At 40.5% G+C, this 25,567-nt stretch carries 21 protein-coding genes; 19 read left to right on the top strand and 2 right to left on the bottom strand.

The window, feature by feature from the left end; translation table 11 throughout:
• The first annotated feature begins 76 nt into the window (after window positions 1-76).
• From F4694_RS19980 to F4694_RS20065, 18 genes are all read left to right on the top strand, one after another.
• Window positions 77-2,239 (top strand): xanthine dehydrogenase family protein molybdopterin-binding subunit, encoded by a 2,163-nt coding sequence (locus tag F4694_RS19980; protein WP_179601178.1) that lies wholly within the window; start codon window positions 77-79, stop codon window positions 2,237-2,239.
• Window positions 2,236-2,712 carry a (2Fe-2S)-binding protein gene (locus tag F4694_RS19985; RefSeq protein WP_179601180.1) on the top strand — a complete coding sequence of 159 codons (477 nt, stop codon included), beginning with the start codon at window positions 2,236-2,238 and terminating at the stop codon, window positions 2,710-2,712. Before F4694_RS19980 ends, F4694_RS19985 begins: the two co-directional genes overlap by 4 nt.
• Entirely contained in the window at window positions 2,697-3,569 is an 873-nt protein-coding gene (locus tag F4694_RS19990) for an FAD binding domain-containing protein (RefSeq protein WP_179601182.1), read from the top strand. Before F4694_RS19985 ends, F4694_RS19990 begins: the two co-directional genes overlap by 16 nt.
• A gap of 22 nt (window positions 3,570-3,591) precedes the next feature.
• Window positions 3,592-4,386 carry an XdhC family protein gene (locus F4694_RS19995; protein WP_179601184.1) on the top strand — a complete coding sequence of 265 codons (795 nt, stop codon included), beginning with the start codon at window positions 3,592-3,594 and terminating at the stop codon, window positions 4,384-4,386.
• Between the two features lie 469 nt (window positions 4,387-4,855).
• Window positions 4,856-5,998, top strand: a complete 1,143-nt coding sequence (locus F4694_RS20000) for a GntR family transcriptional regulator (RefSeq protein ID WP_179601186.1) — start codon at window positions 4,856-4,858, stop codon at window positions 5,996-5,998.
• A 291-nt stretch (window positions 5,999-6,289) separates the two neighbouring features.
• Window positions 6,290-7,591 carry an ABC transporter substrate-binding protein gene (locus tag F4694_RS20005; protein WP_257029320.1) on the top strand — a complete coding sequence of 434 codons (1,302 nt, stop codon included), beginning with the start codon at window positions 6,290-6,292 and terminating at the stop codon, window positions 7,589-7,591.
• A gap of 64 nt (window positions 7,592-7,655) precedes the next feature.
• Window positions 7,656-8,633 carry a carbohydrate ABC transporter permease gene (locus tag F4694_RS20010; RefSeq protein WP_308806425.1) on the top strand — a complete coding sequence of 326 codons (978 nt, stop codon included), beginning with the start codon at window positions 7,656-7,658 and terminating at the stop codon, window positions 8,631-8,633.
• Between the two features lie 13 nt (window positions 8,634-8,646).
• A complete protein-coding gene (locus F4694_RS20015; RefSeq protein WP_179601188.1) occupies window positions 8,647-9,480 on the top strand; it encodes a carbohydrate ABC transporter permease in 834 nt (277 codons plus the stop codon).
• Window positions 9,481-9,522: 42 nt separating this feature from the next.
• Window positions 9,523-10,401, top strand: coding sequence for a sugar phosphate isomerase/epimerase family protein (locus F4694_RS20020; protein WP_179601190.1), 879 nt, complete (start codon window positions 9,523-9,525; stop codon window positions 10,399-10,401).
• 20 nt (window positions 10,402-10,421) lie between these two features.
• Window positions 10,422-11,528, top strand: coding sequence for a Gfo/Idh/MocA family protein (locus F4694_RS20025; protein ID WP_179601192.1), 1,107 nt, complete (start codon window positions 10,422-10,424; stop codon window positions 11,526-11,528).
• Window positions 11,529-11,565: 37 nt separating this feature from the next.
• Window positions 11,566-12,540 carry a Gfo/Idh/MocA family protein gene (locus tag F4694_RS20030; RefSeq protein WP_179601197.1) on the top strand — a complete coding sequence of 325 codons (975 nt, stop codon included), beginning with the start codon at window positions 11,566-11,568 and terminating at the stop codon, window positions 12,538-12,540.
• A 13-nt stretch (window positions 12,541-12,553) separates the two neighbouring features.
• Complete coding sequence (locus F4694_RS20035; protein WP_179601217.1) at window positions 12,554-13,639, top strand: Gfo/Idh/MocA family protein; 1,086 nt, start codon at window positions 12,554-12,556, stop codon at window positions 13,637-13,639.
• Between the two features lie 578 nt (window positions 13,640-14,217).
• On the top strand, window positions 14,218-15,135 hold the full coding sequence (locus F4694_RS20040; protein ID WP_179601221.1) for an ArsR/SmtB family transcription factor: 918 nt from the start codon (window positions 14,218-14,220) through the stop codon (window positions 15,133-15,135).
• Window positions 15,136-15,333: 198 nt separating this feature from the next.
• Window positions 15,334-16,602, top strand: coding sequence for an ABC transporter substrate-binding protein (locus tag F4694_RS20045; protein WP_179601224.1), 1,269 nt, complete (start codon window positions 15,334-15,336; stop codon window positions 16,600-16,602).
• A gap of 110 nt (window positions 16,603-16,712) precedes the next feature.
• Window positions 16,713-17,615, top strand: a complete 903-nt coding sequence (locus F4694_RS20050; protein ID WP_179601226.1) for a carbohydrate ABC transporter permease — start codon at window positions 16,713-16,715, stop codon at window positions 17,613-17,615.
• A 1-nt stretch (window position 17,616) separates the two neighbouring features.
• Window positions 17,617-18,444: a carbohydrate ABC transporter permease gene (locus tag F4694_RS20055; RefSeq protein ID WP_179601228.1), complete on the top strand. Its 828-nt coding sequence runs from the start codon at window positions 17,617-17,619 to the stop codon at window positions 18,442-18,444.
• 48 nt (window positions 18,445-18,492) lie between these two features.
• Complete coding sequence (locus F4694_RS20060) at window positions 18,493-20,289, top strand: glycoside hydrolase family 2 protein (RefSeq protein ID WP_179601230.1); 1,797 nt, start codon at window positions 18,493-18,495, stop codon at window positions 20,287-20,289.
• 54 nt (window positions 20,290-20,343) lie between these two features.
• Entirely contained in the window at window positions 20,344-21,234 is an 891-nt protein-coding gene (locus tag F4694_RS20065; protein WP_257029321.1) for a glycoside hydrolase family 43 protein, read from the top strand.
• A gap of 190 nt (window positions 21,235-21,424) precedes the next feature.
• On the opposite strand, the gene F4694_RS20070 is transcribed toward F4694_RS20065, so the two are convergent.
• On the bottom strand, window positions 21,425-22,063 hold the full coding sequence (locus F4694_RS20070; RefSeq protein ID WP_179601234.1) for a hypothetical protein: 639 nt from the start codon (window positions 22,061-22,063) through the stop codon (window positions 21,425-21,427).
• Complete coding sequence (locus tag F4694_RS20075) at window positions 22,060-22,335, bottom strand: hypothetical protein (RefSeq protein WP_179601236.1); 276 nt, start codon at window positions 22,333-22,335, stop codon at window positions 22,060-22,062. Before F4694_RS20075 ends, F4694_RS20070 begins: the two co-directional genes overlap by 4 nt.
• A 524-nt stretch (window positions 22,336-22,859) precedes the next feature.
• Here F4694_RS20075 and F4694_RS20080 point away from each other — a divergent pair.
• A complete protein-coding gene (locus tag F4694_RS20080) occupies window positions 22,860-25,436 on the top strand; it encodes a lipocalin-like domain-containing protein (RefSeq protein ID WP_179601238.1) in 2,577 nt (858 codons plus the stop codon).
• Window positions 25,437-25,567: the final 131 nt, after the last annotated feature.

A 25,567-nucleotide genomic window follows, 5' to 3' on the forward strand; every position in this document is an offset into this window, starting at 1 on the left:
ATTTATAAAATCGTAGGAAGAGGTTCTATTAATCTTGTATCTTCTTTAAAAATGAGTCGAAGGGTGTTGTTGGAACGTGAATCTTAAAAACATAAGCACCTCAGTGCCCAAAAAGGACCATAAAGGTAAGGTATCTGGCCAGTTGGCTTATATTAGTGATGTGAAAGTGGAAAATATGGTTTATGGTGTTTTGTATCGTTCGCCCATTGCTTATGGAAAAATCAAATCGATACAACTGCCAGACCTTCCTGAAGGATATGAAGCGGTTGGTGCAGAGCATATCACCGGACCGAATTATGTCAAAATTATTAAAGAAGATCAGCCCATATTTGCCAATGAGTGGGTCAATTATATTGGTGAGCCGATTCTCATGCTCGTAGGAAAAGACCTTGATATCTTATACCGTTTGCTGGATGAAGTGAAAATGGAATTGGAAGAACATCAGGCGATTTTTACATTGGACGAAGCAATCAAACAAAAGTCATCACCCGGGGTAACTATGGCAAGCTATGAATTTGGGGAAAGCTTAGAAAGCATTTCAGCCATTGAGCAGGGTGCATGTCAAATTATCGAAGAAGAATATAATACGGGATATCAGGAGCATGTTTACCTTGAACCGCAAGGAATGCTGGGCATATATAAGGAAGATGAAATTGTAGTCCAGGGATCGATGCAGTGTCTCTACTATATAAAAAATGCATTGATAACCGCCTTAGCGTGTGGCGATGATGATGTTAGGGTGGTTCAAAGCCCAACTGGCGGTGGTTTCGGGGGCAAGGAAGAGTTTCCTTCGATGATGGCCTGTCATGTAGCCGTTGCTGCAAAGGCGGTCAAGAAATCGGTCATGCTCGTGTTCGACCGTTCTGAGGATATGGTCGTCACTACGAAAAGACATCCGGCCAAACTCAAATATCGAACAGCACTTGATAAGGAAGGAAATATCATGAGCATGTGTGTAGAGGTATTTCTCGATGGCGGAGCGAATGTGGGATTGAGCTCAGTCGTACTGCAGCGCGCCTTACTAAACAGTGCTGGTGTGTATAAAATTCCGCATTTTCATGCAAAAGGCTATGTCTTAAAAACCAATACTGTACCGAACGGTGCCTTCAGAGGCTTTGGTGCGCCGCAAAGCTTTGCTGGAATCGAAAGTCATATCGGTCATCTTAGTAAACGAGCAAACATCGACCCACTTGACTATAAACGAAAATACCTCGTTCAACAGGGAGACCCCACGATTACCAAAGGAAATTTCCGCGATCCAATATTAATGGAAGATATGATTGAGGACTTGCTAAACGCATCCAATTACAAAAAGAAAAAAGCAGAGTTTCAAACCTTTAATCAACAAAACCAGCGTTATAAAAAAGGGATTGGAACGTCGTTGTTCCTCCACGGGTGTGGGTTTACAGGCAGTGGTGAACGAGATCACATAAAAGCAAAGGTTAAGCTCTATAAATCTAAAGACAATCAAGTGTCACTTAAAATATCAAATTCTGACATGGGACAAGGCATTTTCACAACGCTGAGTAAAATCGTCGCCAAAGAACTCGACCTCCCATACGAAGAAGTTTTGTACCCTTATCCCGATACAAAAGAGGTCCCCGACTCAGGTCCGACGGTAGCCTCTAGGACGACAATGATCGTCGGAAAGTTACTGGAACGTGCTGCAAAAAAACTAAAGGCTCAGTGGCTAACAGGGGTAGAACAGGAAGTAACGGAGGACTATGTTCACCGTGAAATGATTCCATGGGACGAAAAAACATTTACAGGAGACGCCTATCCGGCATATTCATGGGGCGTGAATTTTGTGGAAGTAGAAGTGGATACGTTAACCGGAAATGTAAAGCTGGAAAAAGTATATGCCAATTATGAAGTAGGAAAAGTCATTGATGACAGGGTGATGAAAGGGCAAATTGATGGTGGCTTAGCACAAGGTTTAGCCTACGGGTATCTAGAAAAAATGACCTCAAAAGAAGGCAGGATACAACAAAAAAGCATTACGGACTATGGACCGCCGACTTCAATGGACGTGGTTACTATACAAAGCAAGGTTTTTGATAACCCGTATGCGGACGGTCCATACGGGGCAAAGGGTGCAGGTGAATTGACGTTAATTGGCGGTGCTCCTGCCGTCCAAGCGGCGATTGAGGATGCATTACAAACTTCTTTTCAACAAATTCCAATCACACCTGAAGTCATTATTGAAAGTCTTTGGATGAAAGAAGGTGAAGAAGGATGATAAAGTTCAACCTAAATGGAAGAAAAATAGAAACTGACGCTCCTCCAACTGCAAGATTATTAGATGTAATAAGAGAGGATTTTACCTTAATAGGTACAAAGGAAGGCTGCGGAGAAGGAGAATGTGGAGCCTGTAGTGTTTTTGTCAATAACCTATTGCAAAACAGCTGTCTGATTCCAATTGGCTCCATCGATGGAGCCGAAGTTGTAACGATTGAGGGAATCATGGAGTCAGATCAATTTAAGATTTTAGATGAGAGTTATTCCGAAGCCGGAGGAGTCCAATGCGGTTACTGCATACCCGGGATGGTCATGGCCAGTGCAGCTTTATTATCCCAAAACCCACATCCTTCTGAGGATGAAATTCGTGAAGGGATATCCGGAAATCTTTGCCGATGTACGGGCTACAATATGATTGTTGAAGCAATCAACATGGCGGCTAAAAAAGGGGACGGCTTATGGAAGAAACAATAATCGCCTATCGATTTGACCGTTTAGAAGAAACCTTGAGCCAATTGAATAAAGCAAACTGTGCGATTGTTGCCGGGGGCACCGATGTCATGGTCATGCACAAAAGTCGTAGGGGTGTACCGCCAAAAATTACGAAACCCATTATTTTTATTGATCATCTTCTTGAGCTAAAGCAGGTGAATCAAAATGGTAACGATCTCCATATTGGTGCCTGCTGTACGTATAGCGAATTACTCCGAGACCCGTTAATCCCAATGCCGTTGAAAAAGGCAATCAAAACAATTGCAGCTCCGGCGATTCGAAACAGAGGGACATTGGGAGGCAATATTTGCAATGCCTCTCCAGCGGGTGACACACTGCCTTTATTGTATGTATACAACGCAAAACTTTTGCTGCGCTCAGTTAATGGGGATCGAATCGTTCCGATTTGTGAATTTATTCAAGGTGTGCGAAGAGTGCAGCGTGAGCCGAATGAAATTCTGACTGAAATAATTTTGCCGTCGGTTTTAGAAGAAGGTGCTCATGTGGTTTTTGAGAAGGTGGGCAACCGCAATGCAGATGCCATAGCCAAAGTAGGGTTTGCAGGATATATCCGGACAAAAGGTGCTGTCATTGAGGATGTTCGCTTCGCTTTCGGAGCGGTTGGACCTACGATGATCCGTTCCAATGAGATTGAGAAAAAGCTGCTAGGTAAGACCATACCAGTAACAGATATGGATATTGCAAAGGTTGTAGCTGCCTTTGATAAAATCATCAAACCAATCGATGATCAGCGTTCCACTGCTATATACAGAAAAACAGTGGCTTTAAATCTATTACGTTATTTCCTTACCAACTCAACACATATTCAACACATTTAAGGTTAAAGGGGGGAGCTTATTTATGCTGCTGATGGAAAAAGTCGCCATGCTGAATCGTCAAAACGAAACTTTTGCACTAGCCATGATTATTGAATCAAAGGGCTCGACTCCCAGGCATGTTGGAAAAATGATTGTATTCCGGGACGGTACAATTGAAGGTACTGTCGGAGGGGGCTTGGCAGAACACTTTATCATTGAAGAGAGTGTTAAAGCACTCCAAATCGGCAAATCGAAAATCGTTGAATACAAACTAAATAAACACGCAAAAGATGGAATTCAAATGAATTGTGGCGGAACACTTAGGGTGTTTATCGAGGTCTATACAAGCAGACCTGAACTCGTTCTGGCTGGAGCCGGTCACTTAGCACATGCGCTATCAAAGCTTGCCGATTCCCTTGAACTTCCTTATTGCATTGTCGATGACCGGGTTGGTTACGCAACTAAGGAACGCTTTCCAAATGCCACAAACATTTTCGTCAACGAGGATATTGAAGAGGCATTACTAGCGGCAAACCTAAATGAAAAGTCCTATGTGATCATTGTGACAAAAGATGGTGATGACCGAGTATTAAAAACAGCACTGCAATTTCCAATCGCCTATGTTGGGATGGTGGCAAGCAAACGCAAGGTGATAACGATATTTGAGAAATTAAAAAGTGAAGGTATCGCACAAGAACAGCTAGAGCGGGTTCATTCTCCAATTGGATTGGAGATTGGTGCGGAAACAACAGAAGAAATTGCGATAAGTATTATGGGTGAAATCATCAAATTAAGCAAGGAAACCAAACCTATAAAAGAGAAACAATTAATTAGATAGGTTGATTTTTTAGAAAACGTTTCTTGTATAATTGTAAAGGATTCCGTTTTGAGTGCTTTTCTTGAGATACGTAAAGAGATGAAAGTCGTATTGGCATCAAAAATTAATCGAGTAAAATAAGCGGAGTTTTTCCGGTTAGATGCAGAATGGAGCTCATTACGGGGGAAATAAGCGGAGATTTCCGCTTAACCAAAGAAAAATCTCCCAATTTTGAATTTTTCGAGTAAATAGGCGGAATTTCTCCGTCTATTTACTCTTTTTTTAATACTAATTACGAATTAAGCGGAATTCTTCCGCCTATTTATCAACTCAGGTGCTTACCCTGATCACCCAACCGATAAAAGCGGTAAATTCTCAAATGGTAGAATATAACTTTTTAACTAGTCAAAAATAACTATATTGTTTTACTAGCATTAAGATGATATATTTATATATAATAAATATATCAACTTTAAAAGGTGAAATGCGTATGAGTACTCCCTTATATGAAAAAATATATGAATATATCATCGATCAAATTAAGCAAGGTCATTTAATGGAGGGAGATCGAGTACTTTCGGAAAAGGAATTGGCTGTAGAATTCGATGTAAGTAGAATTACATCAAAAAAGGCATTAGATTTGCTTGCTCAAAATAACATCATTGAGCGGATAAGAGGAAAAGGCTCATTTGTCGCCCATCAGCAGCAAGAAAATATGGAGTCCTCTTCCAATGGCTATCAAAGTTCCAGTCTTACAACTAGTAAATTAGTCGCCCTTATCATACCTGACTTTGATAATGCATTTGGGTTAAATCTAGTAAAAACGATAGAAAAAATTTGTATGCAAAATAATTGCAACTTGATTATCCGACGTACTGGAGGGAACACCAAAGAAGAGGAAAATGCTATCATCGATCTTGTAAAAAGTGGTGTGGATGGACTCATCATCTTTCCGGTGCACGGCGAACATTACAATACAGAAATATTAAAACTAGTGGTAAAGGACTATCCAATAGTATTAGTGGATCGTTACTTGAAAGGTATTCCTGCTAGCTCCGTTTGTACAAACAATCAATCCGCCTGTGAAACCTTAACGAATTATTTATTCACGTTAGGTCATAAGGAAATCGCATTCCTTTCACCGTCTCCTAGCGGGAATTCTACGCTAGAGGAGAGACTCCAAGGGTTTCATATTGCTTTTTCAAAGCAAGGTTTGAAAATGAATCCTGACTTTTTATTAATTGATCTGATCAGTTCCTTACCACAGTACGTGGATCACTCGGAAAGTAATATGAAAGCCGACTTTCATTCGATTAAACAATTTATTCTAAATAATCCGGAAGTCACGGCCTTTGTGGTGAGTGAATATTATTTGTCTTTAACGCTAATGAATGTATTAAAAAAGCTGGGAAAAGAAATTCCCGAAGATTATTCTATTGTATGTTTCGACTGCCCAGAGGACCGTTTTGATCAGTCGCTTTTTACGCATATCCATCAACATGAGGAAGAAATGGGCAAAAAGGCCGTTGATCTATTATTGAAGCAATTAAAGGGCGAGAAAATTCCCAAGCATACTGTGATAGATTTTACTTTGATTGAAGGAAAATCATCTGCGCCAAATCAGCGAATATAAATACGAAAGCAATCCTTTGTGAAAGGATTGCTTTTTTTGTTGCTCTCTAAACAAAAATACTGTAAAAATGCTTAAGAACTAAAAAGAAAGAATTTTCAAAAAGTATGTTGACATGTCTGTGTGTAGTTGGTAATCTATCAATATACCATTAATAATAACAAGTTATAGTTGTTATACCATTTAACTTAGATTTTTTAAAAGGTAAATTTGAAAGCGCTTTTATTAATGATTCAACTATGAAAGTACATAAAAAGGAATATGAAAAACTAATAAGAAAGCAGGGGGATGGACATGAAGCAAAAGAAAAAAAGAATTGGAGCAATAGCATTAATGATCGTGCTGACTTTATCTATGATTCTTACTGGATGCTCCTCCAAATCGAACTCTTCAGAGAAAGGGAGTAAAAATCAAACAACTGTAACTTTTTGGCACCCAATGACAGATGTTACGGGCGAAGCGGTGGATGCAGTCATTAAGGAGTTTGAGAAACAGAATCCAGATATCAAAATCAATGCTGTCTATACAGCAAATCAAGGTGAAGGACAAAATGAAAAATTAATGACGGCCATTTCCGGTGGAAATCCTCCAGATGTCGCATACTTCGACCGTTTTGAGATCGGATCCTGGGCAGCGCAAGGATCTTTGGAGGATTTGACACAATTAGCGGAATCCAGCGGAGTTAAAAAGGAAAGCTACTATCCTTTTGCTTGGGATGAGGCCAGTTATCAAGGTAAACTGTACGGAATCCCTACCACTACGGATTCAAGGCTTGTGTATTTTAATATAGACCATTTCAAAGAAGTGGGATTAGACCCAGAAAACCCTCCAACAACCATTGCTGAATTAGAAGCTGCTGCGGAAAAATTAACGAAGAAAAAAGGTAAGCGCTTTGAACGAATTGGCTTTATTCCATGGTTTGGCCAAGGTTGGTTTTATGGCTGGGGTTGGTCATTCGGCGGAGAATTCTATAATCCTGAAACAAATAAAGCTACAGCAAATGATCCAAAGTTAGTAGATGCTCTTCAGTGGATGACCGATTTTGCTAAGAAATATAATGTTGAGGATATCGCTGGTTTTACTGATTCACAAGGTCAGGGTGCCATGGACCCATTCTTAACGGGCCAATTAAGCATGAAGGTAAGTGGACCGTGGGAGGTTTCCGCAATTAAGAAATTCAAACCGGACTTGAAATATGGGGTATTTCCTATCCCAACTCCAACAGGTGAAAATCATACAACTTGGTCAGGAGGATGGTCCGTTGTCATTCCTAAAGGTGCGGAGAATAAAGAGGCTGCATGGAAATTTCTGAAGTTCTTCGGCGGGGAAGAAGGTCAAAAGATTTTCAGTGGCATCGCGAGAGACTTCTCTGTCATTGATTCCGTCAATGAAGAACTAGGTTATAAAGAAGACCCAATCTTAAAAGAGTTTGTTAATATTTTACCTGTTTCTCACCATCGACCAGTAATGACACAAGGCTCGTTATATTGGAACGAACTGGCCAGTGCGGTAGAAAATGCAACTCGTGGAAATGGAACGCCAGAAGAGCTATTAACAAAAGTGAATGAAAAAGTAAATAAAGAACTAAGTAAATAAGAACTTACTGGATAAGAAAGGGAGGAGTTTTTCTCCTCCCGGAACAGAATATTCGGGAGGAGCGGTGATTAATGTGAAAGGTGACATACCATTGGCTGAAAATATGAACTCTCCTAAAACAGGACCTAACAAACAAATAAACATCACTGCTAAGAAAAGGCTGGGTAATTGGGGGGAATACAAAACCGGATTTTTATTTGTCTCACCTTGGATTATTGGTTTACTGGTTTTTTACGCAATTCCTTTGTTTTCATCCATCTATTTTAGCTTTACATCCTACAGTATCCTTCAGCCTGGTGAATTCGTAGGTTTGCAGAATTACAAAAATCTAATGAATGATGAATTATTTTGGAAATCGGTTTATAATACCGTTTACTTTGCGGTGTTTTATGTCCCATTAGGAATCATCTTTGGTGTGGCACTCGCCATGATGCTGAACATGAAAGTAAAAGGGATGGCTGTTTACCGAACCATTTTCTTCCTTCCGACTCTCGTTCCACATGTAGCATTGGCAGTTCTATGGATGTGGCTGTTAAATCCAGGGTTTGGGCTAGTAAACGGAGTTTTAAGCACGATCGGTATTGATGGGCCGTCATGGCTTGGAAGTGAGACATGGTCTAAGCCTTCATTGATTCTCATGTCATTGTGGGGAATAGGTCAGGCAGTAGTCATCTATTTAGCGGGGCTGGGAGATATTCCAGAAGATTATTATGATGCAGCAGAAGTAGACGGAGCGAACTGGTTCCAAAAAACCTTTCATATTACAATTCCTCTACTAACACCAGTTATCTTTTTTAATTTGGTAATGGGAATTATAGGTGCCTTCCAGCAATTTACACTGCCTTACACATTGACACAAGGGAAAGGGACACCAGCCAATTCATTAACATTTTATGTCATGTATTTATACGATAATGGCTTTAAATTCTTTAAAATGGGCTATGCATCGGCCATGGCATGGGTTTTATTTGTCATCATTATGGCATTAACGGCCTTTGTATTTATCACATCCAAGCGATGGGTTCACTATCAAGGCAAATAAGGGAGGAGAAAAAATGGATGGAACCAGGAAAAAGAAAGTAACACGTTTTTCAGCACATTTGGTACTAATCATCGCATCGTTTTTCTTTATGATTCCATTTATCTGGATGGTATCAACGTCATTAAAACCTTTGACACAAGTATTTACTTTTCCGCCTGAATGGATTCCGAAGCCCGTTAAGTGGAGCAATTATATCGATGCCATGAATTATATCCCATTTTTTACTTATCTAAAAAACACCACCATTATTACCCTGGTCAGTACCATTGGAGCTGTATTATCATGTCCGATTGTCGCCTATAGCTTCGCGAAACTAAAGTGGCCAGGAAGGAATATCCTTTTTATCATTACCATTGGCGTCATGATGATTCCTGGGCAAGTAACGATGATTCCATTATTTTTATTGTTTGAAAAATTAGGGTTAGTAGGTACGCCTTATCCATTAATCATCCCAGCATTTTTCGGAATCCCTTTTTACATCTTCCTGTTAAGGCAGTTTTTTATGGGCTTACCTGATAGCTTAAGAGAGGCTGCGAAGATAGATGGCGCCAGCGAATTCAGAATCTATTGGCAAATCATGCTTCCACTAGCAAAACCAGCGGTATTGGCTGTAGGTTTATTTCAATTCATGGCCAGTTGGACAGACTTTATCGGACCATTACTCTATTTAACCGATTCTGTGCAATACACTTTATCTCTAGGTTTACAGCAATTCCAAAGCCAGAAGGGTTCTGAGTGGGGACTTATGATGGCTGTATCAACGATGATGACAGTACCTGTTATCATACTATTCTTCTTTTTACAAAAAACATTTATTAAAGGAATTACTTTTAGTGGAATTAAATAGGAATCTATTAATATTTATTTTAAATAGTAGGAGGTTGTTCATATGAATAAGAAAATAGGAATGAGAATTTCACCAAAGATCGGTGCCGAAGGAATGGAGTCTGTCGCAAGATTCGCTGCTAGTATTGGCCTAGATGTAATCGATGTTCCAGTTTATAACCAAGAAGTGAAAGATGTATTAGAAAATGCTGGGCTTGAGGTCGGATCGATTGATGGTGTAGGAGCGGTTGGCAGCACAAAGCTCTTAAGCGCAGATACGAAAAGTCGTGAAGAAGCAGTGAACGCTCTAAAATCTCAAATGACAGAAATTTCTGAGCTTGGTGGAAAAGTCATGTTTATGTGTCTGGTTCCGGAAGATATTACGATGCCGAGAAAAAAAGCGTTTGAAATCTGGAAAGAAACATTTCCTACTATCGTGAAGCATGCGGAACAAGAGAACATTTATATTGCCTTAGAAGGGTGGCCGGGGCCAGCTCCGTATTATCCAACTTTAGGCTGTACACCAGAAATGCTAAGAGCGATGTTCAATGAAATTCCGTCTAAACATTTCGGAATCAATTATGATCCTTCCCACTTAGTAAGGCTAGGGATTGACCATTTACGGGTTTTAAGTGAATTTGGTGACAGAATTAATTATTGTCATGGTAAAGACACTGAAATTTTATATGATGAACAATATGAGTGCGGCAACATTACTGCCACTTTTGGAGTAAACTATGATTTTTCTGAAGGATCATGGAGATACACCATTCCTGGGCAAGGAGATGTGGATTGGGCAAAGGTAGCTGTGCGTTTAGAAAAGGTCGGTTATCAGGGTCCGATTAGTATAGAACTAGAAGATCATCGCTATTGGGGGTCTTTAGAGAAAGAACAGCAAGGAATTATCAAGGCTAAAGAACATCTTGCTATTTATTTTAAATAAAAACACAGGAGGACTTAAAGATGACAAGAACAGTAAAAGTAGCAATTGTAGGTTGTGGCGGTATCGCAAATGGAAAACATATGCCAAGTTTATCTAAGCTGAAGCATGTTGAATTAGTTGCCTTTTGTGATGTTCTGATTGAAAGAGCTGAAAAAGCGGCGGCCGAGTACGGAATTCCTGACGCAAAGGTGTATAAGGATTATCGTGAACTTATCCAGGACAAAGCGATTGAGGTGGTTCATGTCCTTACGCCGAATGATTCTCATGCGGAAATATCTGTTGCTTCGCTGGATTCGGGTAAGCATGTGATGTGTGAAAAGCCTATGGCAAAGACGTCTGCTGAAGCACGAACCATGGTTGAGGCGGCAAAACGCTCTGGAAAAAAACTGACAATCGGGTATAACAATCGTTTCCGACCTGATAGCCAGTATTTACATCAAGTATGTGATCGCGGGGATTTAGGGGAGATCTATTTTGCGAAGGCACATGCGATTCGCCGACGTGCCGTTCCAACATGGGGTGTGTTTTTGGATGAAGAAAAACAAGGCGGCGGCCCGTTAATTGATATTGGTACCCATGCCCTCGATTTAACATTATGGATGATGAATAACTATAAACCTAAATCTGTGATGGGTAACACGTATCATAAATTAAGCCAAAAGAAAAATGCTGCCAATGCATGGGGGCCATGGGAACCTGAAAAATTTACCGTTGAGGATTCTGCATTTGGCTTTATTACGATGGAAAATGGCGCTACCATTGTGCTCGAGGCAAGCTGGGCTTTAAACTCTCTAGATGAGGATGAAGCAAAATGCTCACTTAGCGGTACAGAGGGCGGAGCCGATATGAAGGATGGACTTAGAATCAACGGGGAAAGCTTCGGAAAGCTTTATACCACCAATGTTGAACTCGGTGCTGGGGGAGTAGCCTTTTATGATGGAGATTCAGAATCAGATGCCGATCTAGAAGCAAGACTTTGGATTGATACAATTCTCAATGACACAGAGCCTGTGGTAAAGCCGGAACAAGCATATGTAGTCACGCAAATCTTAGAGGCTATCTATGAATCTGCTAAAACAGGAAAAGCCGTTTACTTCCAAGAGAAATCTTCCTTTGTTACGAATTAATGAGGGTTTTAATAGGATTCAAAGTGGGGTGTAAGAGATGGAAACTGTTAGAGTAGGTATTATTGGAACGGGTGGTATTTCTCATGTGCATGTCAAACAATTGAGGGAAATAAATACCGCTCAGATTGTTGCGGTAGCTGACCCAAGTCTGGAAAATCGCAAACAATTGATCGGAAAATTCAACCTTGAGCAGATTGATGAATTTAACGATCATCAAGATATGTTGGAAACAATCCCAATGGATGCGGTGCTTATTTGTTCGCCGCATACCCTGCATTATCAACAGGTGGTGGATTCGATTCAACATGGATGCCATGTGTTAATTGAAAAACCAATGGCTTGTACTTTAGATGAAGCAGAGCAGCTGATTGAATTGGCAAAAAAGGCAAAGAGGGTTCTGCAAGTATCTTATCAAAGACATTTTGAGCCTAGCTTTCTTTACATTCGGGAAGCACTCTCAAAAGGAACAATTGGAAAGCTTACATCAGTCACCGCTTCTTTATACCAGGATTGGAAACACTTGACCACAGGTACCTGGCGGCAGAATCCATCGTTATCCGGCGGCGGAATGCTGATGGATTCGGGAAGTCACATTGTCGATGTACTTTTGTGGACGACGGGTTTAAAACCGCTTGAAGTCGAATGTAAATTAGAAAAGCATAAAACGCATGTAGAGCTGGATTCTTTTACAACGATCCGCTTTGAAAACAATGTAGTGGCAGGTTTAAATATTGTTGGAAATGCTCCATGCTGGCATGAAACCTATGTTTTCTGTGGAGAGAATGGAGCGATTTTTTATGACAATGGCAAGATTGTTCTTCGCCGATTAGGAAATGAAGCGATTATCCATGAGCTTCCTCCACAAACAAACAATTCAGACAAAAGCTTTATCGATGCCATCCTAGGCATTACTGAAGTCAAGGTTCCTGGGGAATTCGCTAAGGAAGTCGTCGCACTGACCGAACAGATTTATAGAGCGGCAGGCTATCAAGCTATTACTTCAGTAAAATAACGGAGGAAAGAAGATGTCAAATACGGTCAAGATCGGAATTATCGGCAGCGGCGGAATTGCTGCTGCACATGCAAGAGCTTATAAGCAAATGCCGGATGTAAGGGTTGTAGCGGTTGCCGATGTCATTCCAGGCAAGGCTAAGAAATTTATTGAACAGCTTGAATTAACAGAAGCAAAGGCTTTTGATGACCATTTCGAGCTGTTACATATGGATCTCGACGGTGTCAGTATATGTACCCCGAATGTCGCACATCATAGCACAAGCATTGATTCCCTTAATGCAGGCAAACATGTGCTAGTGGAAAAACCGATGGCCGTGACCTTAGGACAGGCGATAGAAATGGTAGAGGCCTCCAAAATGGCAGATAGAATGCTGACGGTCGGGTTTCAACCACGATATGATCCTAATATGAAAGCCGTAAAAGAAATCGTTCAATCGGGTGAACTAGGGAATGTCTATTATGTTCAAACAGGCGGGGGACGCCGGCGGGGAATGCCGGGGGGTACCTTTATCAATAAAGAATTAGCAGGTGCGGGTGCAATGGCCGATATCGGTTGTTATTCATTAGACCTGGCTTTAAATACGCTGGGCTATCCTAAGCCCTTAACCGTTTCTGCCTATACGTCTAATCATTTCGGTACGAATCCTTTATATCACAAGGAAGCGGATAAGTTTGAAGTAGAGGATTTTGGAGTGGCGATGATCCGTTTAGAAGGCGGTATTGTTTTAAACTTTAAAATATCATGGGCCATGCATATGGACTCTCTAGGTCCAACACTCTTCCTTGGCATGGATGCCGGTTTGAAATTAACACCAGCAGGTAGCGGACCATGGAGCGGTGTATGGGACGGGGGAATCGGCTCGATCAGCCTTTTCCATGATATTAAAGGGCACCATGTAGAATCTGCCATTCCTATACAAAGACATCAGTTAAATATCTTTTATGAAAAGGTACGCGACTTTGTTTTGGCGATTCAAAATGGTAATCCAGCACCAATTCCTGGTGAACAAATTGTCATCAATCAAGCAATCATTGATGGAATTTTACGTTCCGCGGAACAAGGTTCTGAAGTGAAAATCGACATTCCTGAATTTTAGGGCACAAGAGGGACGGTTCTGATGGTTCAACTGTGATTAACACTGGTCAAAAATAACCATTAGAACCGTCCGCTTTGCTCTAGGAAACCAAGCTGATTAAGTTAAACAATTAAATAGATAAGTAGAATGAACGTTTCTTGCACATTGGAAGGAACGTTTTTTTATTAATCTGTAATACTGTATTAGAAAAATATCGTATAAGTACTCTATCTTTTGAGTGAAAGCATTTGATTTAAATCCCACGAATTTCTCCAAATGCCAATATGGGTTGAACAAATTACCATTTACAGTATCTTACAAATTAATTATCATGATGTCGAGATTAAAAATTCAAGAAAACTACGGTAAACAAGTTCTTTACCCTTCTAGACCGTATATGGATACTATGTAAACTACAACACCAGCTAATATATTCTGAGAAGACGATATGTCTTATAATCGTATTAATAAGTTTAGTTTTAAAACAAATTATTGTAAAATGAAGGAAAGACCATCGTTTTATTATAAGAAAATTTGCAGTTGAATTCATTTTCCGGTATTTTTATTATAATAAAAGATGTAACAAAAGGGAGAACAATGTGAGAACATTACAATTAACATTACAAGAAGCGATTGATATCTGTAAAGCGCTCGCAAATGAACACCGGATGGAAATGATTCGGTCGTTAACTGGCGGTCCCAAAAATGTGAATGAGCTTTCTGAACTATTAAACATCCCGTTTTCTTCGGCAGCGGTGAATGTAAGGAAGCTGGAGGAAGTAGGTTTGATCACGACTGAGATCGTACCCGGCCGCGGGAGCCAAAAGGTGAGTTCAAAGCGCTATGACCGTATCATTATAGATCTTGAGGAGAAGGCCCCCGCGAAGGAAGATGTGTTAACCTTTGAATTAGAAATTGGCGAATACGTTCGATGTGATATTGAGCCAACTTGCGGCCTCCTTAGTGAAAAGGGCATCATCCATATCCTTGATGATCCACGGTCCTTTTACGAACCAGAGCGGAAAAATGCCCAGCTTATCTGGTTTCGTTCCGGTAACATTGAATATCACTTCCCAAACAGGATTCCATACGGAGCGAGGGTCGAGGAGCTGAATTTCTCCGTTGAATTATGTTCGGAGGCTCCATATCATAATTTAGACTGGCCTTCTGATATCACCTGCTGGATTAATGGGAAAGAAATTGGCTACTGGACAAGCCCTGGAGACTTTGGTGGCGAGAGGGGATTTTTAACACCAGGTTGGTGGGAAACACATAATACTCAGTATGGTGTGTTAAAATATTGGAAAATCAACCATGAAGGCAGTTTTATTGATGGAGTGAAAATTTCTCCGGTGACGATTGATGATTTGAAATTGCAGGAAAAGCCTTACATTTCACTGCAGCTCGGGGTAGAAAAAGATGCGAAAAATCAAGGTGGTATTAATTTATTCGGCTCGAAGTTCGGAAATTATGAGCAAGGATTGATCATGAGAATTCAATATGCTGCAGCAGGTTAATACGCTTAAGGAGAAAGTTGATTGGATGTTATTCCGGTCAGCTTTTTTATTATAAAAAATATTATAATAAAAACACTTGATTTGTAATAATAAAATATGTAATAATAACTTCGTAAAGTTGAAAGCGTTTTAATAAAGGGTTACAAAGAAAAAGGACCTTTCAACCGAAGTTAATCTATTTCCTAGGGGGAAAACAGAATGAAGTCTTTAAAATGGCTAGTTTTATTAATTGCTAGTGTCCTAGTATTAGGCGCTTGCTCAGGCGGCAATGGTGCGTCAACTAAGTCAAAAGATGGCAAGATTCAAATCTCGTTTATCAACGGTTTCACCGGTGGTGACGGGGCATACATGAAAAAGATTACAGATGGATTCAATGCTTCTCAGGACAAGTATGAAATCGTCGAAAGCCAAGAAAAAGAACACTATACAAAATACAAATCCGGTGACTATGACCTTGTTGTCATTCATGGAAATAACCTAGAAACATACCGTCTTGACGGCATGATTCAGGATGTTGGCTCTCTGTATGAAAAAGCAGGTTTGAAAGAATCTGATTTCCACAAAGCTGGAATGGATCTTGCAAAATTGGATGGAAAGCTTTACGGATTCCCGATTGATATTCATCCTTTAACAATGTTCTATAATAAAGAATTCGTAAATGAAGCTCCAAAAACGTATGAAGATATCTTAAAGTTGAATCAAGAGCTTCAAGCAAAAAATAAAGATCTATACGCACTAGGTGTACCGTCAACAGGTCTTGTGGAGTTTTACATGCTGATGATCGCTGCGCAAAACGGTGTAGATCTGAAGGATGGCAATGCCTTGAACTTTGCGCAGCCTGAATTTGCGGATGCACTGATGACGTTCCATGACATGGTCTGGAAAGATAAAGTTTCTCCAGCTGGCTTAGGTCTTGATGGAGAATTTAAAACCTTCATGAAAGAAGCAGAATCGGGCAAAGCAGTTCAATCAGCAGTCGCTCTTACAGGTCCTTGGTTCTATGGGGCAGCCAAAGAAAAATACGGGGATAACCTAGGAATTGCGCCAATTCCGCAAATCGGCAAGCAGCCTGCCGCTTATGGTAATGCTCACATGCTTGCGGTTTCCGCAAGTGTTAAAGACGAGCAGGTTAAAGAAGGAATTGCTGAGTTCGTCAAATATATGTTCACTCCTGAAAATCTGATCAACTGGGCAGATGGAGGGCAAGCTCCTGTTCACTTGAAGACTATCGAAAAAGTGACAGCTGAACAGGACAAGTATCAAATTGCGTACCAAAACTCATTACAGTTTGATTCTTTTGTCGCTCCGCCACAAGTGTATCAGTATGGCGAACAAATCCGCTACATGAATGAAAAAGTCTTCAGCAAGCTTGTAACAACTGAAAAACTGACAAAAGAACAATTAATGAAAGAACTTGAGTCTGCAACAAAGAAAGCACAGCAAATTGCAGAGACAGAACCGAAGTAATCATGAAAACAGGCAGAGTGGCGCGGGAATTTCTGCGCCATTCTCGCTAAAATCACGAATTCAGCAAAAAGGTGAGCATAAGTTCTCCTACTTATTGGAGGGTGTATAAAATGCACAAAGGAACTTCGACAAAAACATGGGCAATCCTGATGGTTTCCCCATTTATACTTTGCTTTATTTTATTCTGGCTTGCACCGATGTTCTTAGGGGTATGGGTCAGTCTTCACAATTGGAATCTTTCATCGGGCAATAACGGCTTTATTGGTCTACAAAACTACATTGATATTTTAACCCCTGGCTCTCTCTATAATGAAGCGTTTATGCTGGCATTGAAAAATACGCTAGTATTCGTCGTCATAAGCGTTCCTCCGCTTGTGATCATCGCTTTAGGACTTGCGCTCATTCTCGATCATCTGCCAGCGAAGCTTAAGCCGGTATTCCGAACCATTTACTTTGTTTCTTATTCAATTTCAGTAACTGCTGTATCTGCTATCTTCTTGTGGCTCTTCAATGAGAATGGCGGTTTTATCAATAATCTTTTGGTCAGTATGGGTATATTGGGCAAACCGATTAACTGGCTTAGTGAGCAGCCCTATGCTTGGGTGTCCGTTCTTATAGCGACTGTCTGGTGGACGATTGGATTCAATATGATGCTGTTCATCAATGCCCTTGATGAGGTTGATCCAAGTCTTTATGAAGCGTCTGACCTAGACGGAGCCAATGGGTTCAAGAAATTTATTTATATCACATTGCCGCAGATCAAACATGTCGCATTTTTTATCATTATTATGACTGTAATCGCGTCATTCAACTTGTATGGGCAGTCAAGGCTCATCACGGCAGGGGGTCCGGAGCAGTCGACTACCACATTAACAATGAGCATTCAGAATGCCGTTTTCGGTATGAACCAGCTTGGTGTTGGTTCTTCGATGGCCATTTTAATGGGCATTATCATGCTTCTTGTAACTGCTGCTCAGTACTTTATGTCTTACCGCAAAAAGGAAGTGAATTAACATGAGACGAAAGCAAAAAAACATCATCGTTGTCACACTGGCAGTCCTAATCGCCGTATTGTTTCTTTTACCACTAGTCTGGATGGTTTTCACTTCCTTTAAAACATTAAGTGAATCCATGTCCAGTTCCGCCATCCTGCCAAATGTTTGGACACTGCAAAACTATATCGATATTTTCTCGCCAACTAGTGATGCCCCAATCCTTCTCTGGGTTTTTAACACAGCTGTTATCACGATTATCGGAACAGTTCTTGTTGTTGCCATTGATATTCTCGCGGCATACTCTTTGGCCAGATTACAAGTGCCTGGTAAAAAAATCATCATCGGGACGATCATAATCGCCTTGACAGTTCCAGGCATAGTAACACTTTTCCCAGCGTTCTATATGTTTAAAAGTTTTAATTTACTAGACACCTTTATTCCACTGGTTCTACCATATACAGCAAGCACAATGGGTGTGTTCCTGATCTACAACTTCCTTATTAGTTTTCCAAAGGATCTGGAAGAAGCGGCCTACCTTGACGGAGCTTCTCAAATGCAAATCCTGCGCCATGTCATATTCCCAGCTATCAAGCCGGTAGCGGTAACACTGGGCGTTATCACGTTTATGGGGATCTATAACGATTACCTTTGGCCGTCACTCGTGATTAACTCTAATGAAATGAAAACGATGACTCTCGGAATTGCGACGCTGATCCAAGGATCGAATTTTGTCAATCCCGCTGGCATGATGGCTGCGACCGTTGTAGCAACCATCCCGGCAATCGTTGTTTTTCTAGTGGCCAACAAATATTTTGTAAAAAGTGTAACGAACTCGGGAATTAAATAAAGGTTTGTTGCTTCAACATGAATAAAGCAGTTAAAGGAGACTAATGTTATGATGCGTCAAGAATATCCTAGACCACAGTTGAAAAGAAAGAATTGGTTAAATTTGAATGGAACCTGGCAGTTTGCCTTTGATGATCGTAATGAAGGGGTAAAAGAAGCCTGGCAGACGAATGCGGCTGCTTTTACGAAAGAAATCAACGTTCCATTTGCCTATCAGACAAAATTGAGCGGTGTTGAAGACCACAGCTTTCATGACCATGTCTGGTACCGCCGCGAGTTTACGGTTCCGTCTGACTGGAAAGGGCAACAGGTCATCCTTCACTTTGGGGCGGTGGATTACCGGGCGTGGGTTTATGTGAATGAACAGCTCGTAGGTTTCCATGAAGGAGGAAATGTCTCCTTCTCCTTTGATGTCACCCATTATTTAAATGGCGGGACTGAGGTTGTTGTCGTAAGAGTAGAAGATCCTTCAACCGATGAAACGATTCCAAGAGGCAAGCAATATTGGATTGAAAAGTCTGATTCAATCTGGTATACACGGACTTCTGGAATATGGCAGACGGTTTGGGTGGAGGCGGTCAACCCAGTCCATTTTTCAAAGGTGAAATTTACGCCTGATGTGGATCATGGTGCAGTACACCTCGAATTAGAGGTGGAAGGGGATTTTGTCGGCAAACAGGCAGTAGTGGAATTCTCCTTTAAAGGAGAGACTGTTGCGAAGGATGTAATCCATTTATTTGAGAAAAATGCTCAGCGTTCCATTAATCTATTTCAAAATAAAATTTTCCGTACTCCGTTTCACCACAATGGCTGGTGCTGGACGCCGGAGAACCCGAATTTGTTTGACGTAAAATTGACGATAAAAGAAAACAGTTCCATTCTTGATGAAATTGAAGCATACTTCGGCATGAGGAAGATTCATGCTGAAGACGGAATGGTATACCTAAACAATAAGCCATACTATCAAAAGCTTGTGCTTGACCAAGGTTACTGGCCTGAGGGATTGCTGACGGCGCCAAGCGATGAAGCGTTAAAGCTTGATATCGAGCTAGCAAAGGAAATGGGCTTTAATGGCTGCCGGAAGCATCAAAAAGTGGAGGATCCTAGATTCCTATATTGGGCGGACCAGCTCGGCTTCCTTGTCTGGGGTGAATGCGCAGCATCTCCTTCTTTTAACGATCAAGCTGCCGCCAGACTGACAAGGGAATGGATAGAGATTGTTGAACGTGATTACAACCATCCGTCTATTGTTGCATGGGTGCCGCTCAATGAAAGCTGGGGCATCCCGAATGTGCGCGAAGACAAACAACAGCAAAACCATTCGCTGGCTATGTACCACCTTGTTAAATCTCTTGATGCTACGCGCCTTGTGATTTCCAATGACGGCTGGGAACTTACTCGATCTGATATTTGTGCAATCCACAATTATAATCATGGGAATGATAATGAAAAAGCAAAATATGAACACTATAAACAGTCCATTTCCACGAAAGAGCAGCTTCTGCAGTCTCAGCCGGCTAAACGGAAAATTTATGCCAATGGCTTTGAACATCAGGGAGAGCCAATCATCCTGACCGAGTTTGGTGGAATTGGTTTTAAAGTTGGCGAAGATGCGGGCTGGGGTTACACTTCTGTTACCGGCTCTGATGAATTTACGGCGGATTATCAGCGAATCATGGAAGCGGTGTACGCTTCAAAAGCGCTGCATGGGTATTGCTATACCCAATTAACGGATGTTGAACAGGAAATCAACGGATTGCTCACCTATGACCGTAAGCCAAAATGCGAGCTGAAAGAAATCCGGAAGATTAATGATATGTGGCATGCAGAAATCGTGGAGGGCTAAATAATGAAAAAAGGTTTCCGTACCGTACAAAAGCTGAACCGGGAAGAAATCCATATGAGGGACCCATTTGTGTTCCCATACCCTGAGGAAAATAAGTATTATTTATTTGGGACTACATTTGCGGATGGCTGCGGTGACAAAGATCCCGTTTTTGAAGTGTTTGTGAGCCAAGACTTGGAGACATGGGAAGGCCCTTATATTGCCTTTGAACCGCCGCACGGTTTTTGGGGCGTGCGCCATTACTGGGCGCCTGAGGTATTTTCGATTGATGGCCGGTTTTTTATGTTTGCGACGTTTAAAGGTGGGATTGGCGAACACCGCGGGACAGGTATCTTGGTAGCTGACCATCCGGCGGGGCCATACGTTCCGCACAGTGATGTCGCCGTCACACCTGCTGAGTGGGAATGCCTTGATGGAACTTTTTATGAAGACAAGGATGGGCAGCGCTGGATTGTATTTTGCCATGAATGGACCCAGGAATATGAGGGGAAAATCAAGGCGCTAAGACTGACACATGATTTGAAGCAATCATATGGGGAACCGGTCGATATTTTAAATGCAGCGGAAATGAGATGGATTAGGCTGTTCGGAGATCCAAGGATTGAAAAGAAAGGATTCCTAACCGATGCTCCGTTCATGTACCAAGCCCAAAACGGCGACCTTCTGATGCTCTGGTCGAGTTACTCTGTTCCGAACTATGGGGATAGAGGCTTTGGAGGCTACACGGTGGCCGTTGCTCGCTCCAAGTCAGGAAGAATCGAAGGTCCTTGGCATCATGAAGACGAGCTGTTAATGGACCGGAACGCAGGGCATTCAAGCCTTTTCACCGGCCTTGACGGCCAAACCTATATTTCCACCCATTATCCTGATACCCCGCACGGAACCGAGCGGCCACTGTTCATAACAGTAGAAGAGCTGGCTGACAGGCTGCGAATAAAAGAATAATAATAGTAAACCCGGCATCCTTTTCGATGCCGGGTTTGCCTTTATTGTTGACAATTACGGTTAGTTAAATGATTTAAGATAGACGTTTAGAAACTGTTAATACATGATAATATGCAACTATTTAAAACAGTGTAATTCCGTCACACATATAACACTGATGTTAATGCTAATAATTTTGTTAAAAAGAACATTATTTAGTAGAAGTCCTCTGCTCAAAAGGAAATTGAAACGACTTCAAATGTTTTGAGATGTGATAGTGAACCACAGCTAATATACCGCCAGCTAAGTCGGAAATTAAATCAAGGTCTGTATCTAAGAGGCTAGGTTGATTTTTTATCTTCGGTTTAAAAACTTCATCTTCTATAAACTCCAATAATTCATATATGGTTCCCAATGCTAATGCTAGACTAAAAATATATAAAATAGTCAGTCTTTGGTTTTTTAATTTAAGCTGTATAAATTGCTGGACTACAAAAAATATCCAAAGTGTTAATGCATAGGTGCCAAAAAGATGTTGCAAACGGTCATATAAACTAGATGTTACATACCAATTTAAATATTCCCCTAAGTAATCGTTAAAAGTTATGGAAAGTAAAGTGATAATCCTAATGTAAAGCGGAATCCTCCACCCTTCTTTTTTTTCTAAAATCATATAAATGATCCAGAAGAAAAGATTACCTAAAGCCATTCTCATATAGTCAAAATTCCCATCACTAAAAAGAGCAATAATACAAATAATTTGTATGAATATAAATAGCCAGTCCAAAACTTTTTCTATATATGTTTTTGATAGTTCAAACACCCCGAAAATTTTTGCCTTTTTATTCAATTCTGTTTTCTAAATGCCAATATAGTTGTTTTCATTGAAGCGTAGGAACCAATTGCAGCATATCCATAGAACCACCCCATAAAAACACCAGCTATAAGATAGTGGCGATGGCTTATAAAAATGGAAATGCTTAACCCAACAATAAGAGCTATTGTTGGAACATACTTTTTCTTCACTTTAAATAAAACTTTTATAAGTTGTGTAATCAACATCACAATAGGAACTGCAATTACTGCGTCCCAAAAATTCGTATGGATGGTGGGAAAGTCCACACTAATTCACCTGCTTACCTTAAAATTTTTCTATAACCAATGAATGCCAAAAATTGTATCAATATTAATATTTACAAGATAAGGTTTTTTTATAATAGAATTTATTTTAAGGTAAGTAACTTGTACGTTCATGTTAAAAATTTATTTTTAAAAGTTGTTCAACAAGTTTGTGATTGGCTATTGAGAATTTACTAGAATTATAGTATTGTTTAAGAGTAGTTAGCTTGCTAACCCCAATATGTAAGCGGTTAACTGATTGTAAGTACAACTTTTCCTTGAATGGAGGGCAGATAAGTATAAGTTAACAAATTGGGGGATAATTGGTCCGTATATTTGCGCAGCTATGAATTTACATAATAAGATATTTTTCGCTCTACTATGTTAAAAAACTAGGATAGGATTACCTCTTTTATTCAAAATATTAGGTAAATTTTACTAGTAGTAATACCTATGCTCTAGTATAAAAGTTTGGTAGAAAGAAAATATAGAAATGAATGTACTATCAAAGGAGGAGAAAGAACGAAATGAAGATTCATTTTAAAAGATTGATATTTTTTTCTCTAGTATTGCTATTGTTAATACCAAGCGGTGTCCTAGGGAAGAAGCAAGTAAATAATACTAGTAATGTTGAGCCGCTAGAGTTTAGGAATGCTTCTGTTCACGACCCTTCCATTATTAAAGATCCCAAAACGGGTACCTACTATGTGTATGGTTCACACATTGACGGTGCAAAATCAACAGACCTAGTCAATTGGGATCGATTCACCAATGGCTATACTACTCCAGATAATAAGGTTTATGGCGATTTGTCAGCAAATCTTGCTGAGTCTTTTATATGGGCTGGAGAAAATGATTCAGATAGCAGAGGCGGCTTTGCCGTTTGGGCTCCGGATGTTTTTTGGAATAAACATTTTGTAAATGAAGATGGTACAAAGGGTGCCTACATGATTTACTATAGTGTGTCTTCTACGTATATCCGTTCTGCAATTGGGATAGCGGTGTCAAAGAATATTGAAGGTCCATTTAAATATGTCGACACCATTATGTATTCAGGATTTACCAACAAAGAAGCTTATGATCGAAACAGTGTCGTGAATAAGCATTGGGAAAATACGAATATCGCTGATCTTATTGAAGATGGTGTGATTGATGAAATAAATCCAGATTGGTTTACGGCGAATGGAGACTACAATAATAAACTGTACACCAACGCCATTGATGCCAACATTCTACAGGCAAAAAACAATAAGTTATATATGACATATGGCTCCTGGTCGGGTGGTACCTATATTTTAGAATTAGATAAGAAAACAGGGCTGCCAAAGTATCCAGGTAAAGATGGTAAAACAGAGGATGGCCGTATGATTGACAGATATTTCGGTACAAAAATTGCCTCCGGCTACGGCAGATCGGCTGAAGGAACTTATGCGGTATATGATAAGGAAACAGGCTATTATTATCTATATATTACTTACGGAGGTTTAGCATCTGATGGCGGTTACCAGATGAGACAGTTTAGATCAGAGAGTCCTGATGGTCCATATGTAGATGCTGAAGGTAACCCTGCAGTATTCCCAGAGACATTTGATATCGGTGTAGGTAACTTCCCAAGTAGAGACGATCATAAAGATATCGGTAATAAGATGATTGGAAACTTCTTATTTAAAAGAGATCTTGGTGAAGCAGGCACTGGAATTGGTACAGGCTACCTTTCACCGGGGCATAACTCATACCTAATTGACGAAGAATTAGGCAAGGAATTTATTGTTACCCATACTCGTTTCCCACAGCAAGGGGAAATGCATGACGTTCGTGTCCACCAGACATTTAAGAACAGTGATCAATGGCCAGTGCCAACACCGTACCGTTATGCTGGTGAAACAATTGAGAAAGTGTCCGAGGTCGATGTAACAGGTGACTATAAATACATTAACCATGGAGAAGAAATTACGGGTAAATTAACGGAATCAACATGGGTAAAATTGAACGAAGATCACACCATTTCTGGTGCTGTTACAGGTACATGGAAACTTTATGACAACTACCGGGCAGAATTAACAATTGATGATGAAGGTACGTATGATGGCGTCTTTATCCGCCAATATGACCCTACGTCTCAAAAGTGGGTGATGACGTTCAGTGCGATGTCAGATGAAGGAATTGTTATTTGGGGAAGCCATGTGAAAGCGTCCTCAGATACAGAATTAGTACATGCTATTAAACAAGAGTTAAGTACAAGTTTCCCGTCTACTGTCATTAGTGATTTGACGCTGCCGACTGTGGCTACAAGAGGAGCGCAAATAACATGGGAATCTTCTAATCCAGGCGCAGTGTCTGTTGATGGAAAGGTTACTCGACCAAGTTCAGATTCGGAAAATGCAGTGGTTGAATTGACCGCGACGATTCAATTAGGTGAAGCAAGCGAAACATTACAAGTAACTGTTACCGTACAGAAAAAGGAAGTAGGCGGCTTATCAGCTTTCTATAGCTTTAACGATGGTTTAAAAGATACTTCTGGTAAAAAATCTGACGCCACGGTAACAGGAGACCGATTAAATAATACTGGCGGACAAATTACGTTTGCAGAAGGTAAAGTGGGACAAGCAGCTAAATTCGATGGGAATTCTGGATTGCGGTTAGCGAACGGCTTAATAACGGGTGATACTTACACTGTATCTTTGTGGTTAAAGCCTGAACAAATCACTGAATTTACAACCTCCTTCTTTGGGGCAGAAACAGTGAACAATTGGATTAGTGTCGTACCTAAAACAGGATGGGGCAATACAATGGTATGGTCACACAACGGAGACCAGTGGTATGACGCCGTTACGGACAGGGTCATACCTGCAGGTGAATGGTCACATCTAACTTTAACCGTAAAAGAAGGCGGAGTTGTGTTTTATGTAAATGGTGTAGCGAAATTTAAAGGGACCAACTTCCCAAATGTATTCACCTCCATTGATGCGGAATTTGGTTTAGGTGTTAACTACTGGGATATACCTTTTAAAGGGTTAATAGATGAAGTTCGTGTATATAATGGACTAGCGCTTTCGGCAGACCAAGTACAATCTATTTACCAAAATCCTAGTCAAGCTGAATAGAACTTTGACCTCTTAAAGGTGATACATTTTTCTGTATCACCTTTTTGGGTTGTTTGAATTTGTTGATTGAGGTAGAAGTGTACAGTTTCTACAAAATTGAAAAATTTTTCTACACTAGTACACAACTTCTC

The organism is Neobacillus driksii (assembly GCF_013409995.1).
Lineage (GTDB): Bacteria > Bacillota > Bacilli > Bacillales > Cytobacillaceae > Neobacillus > Neobacillus driksii.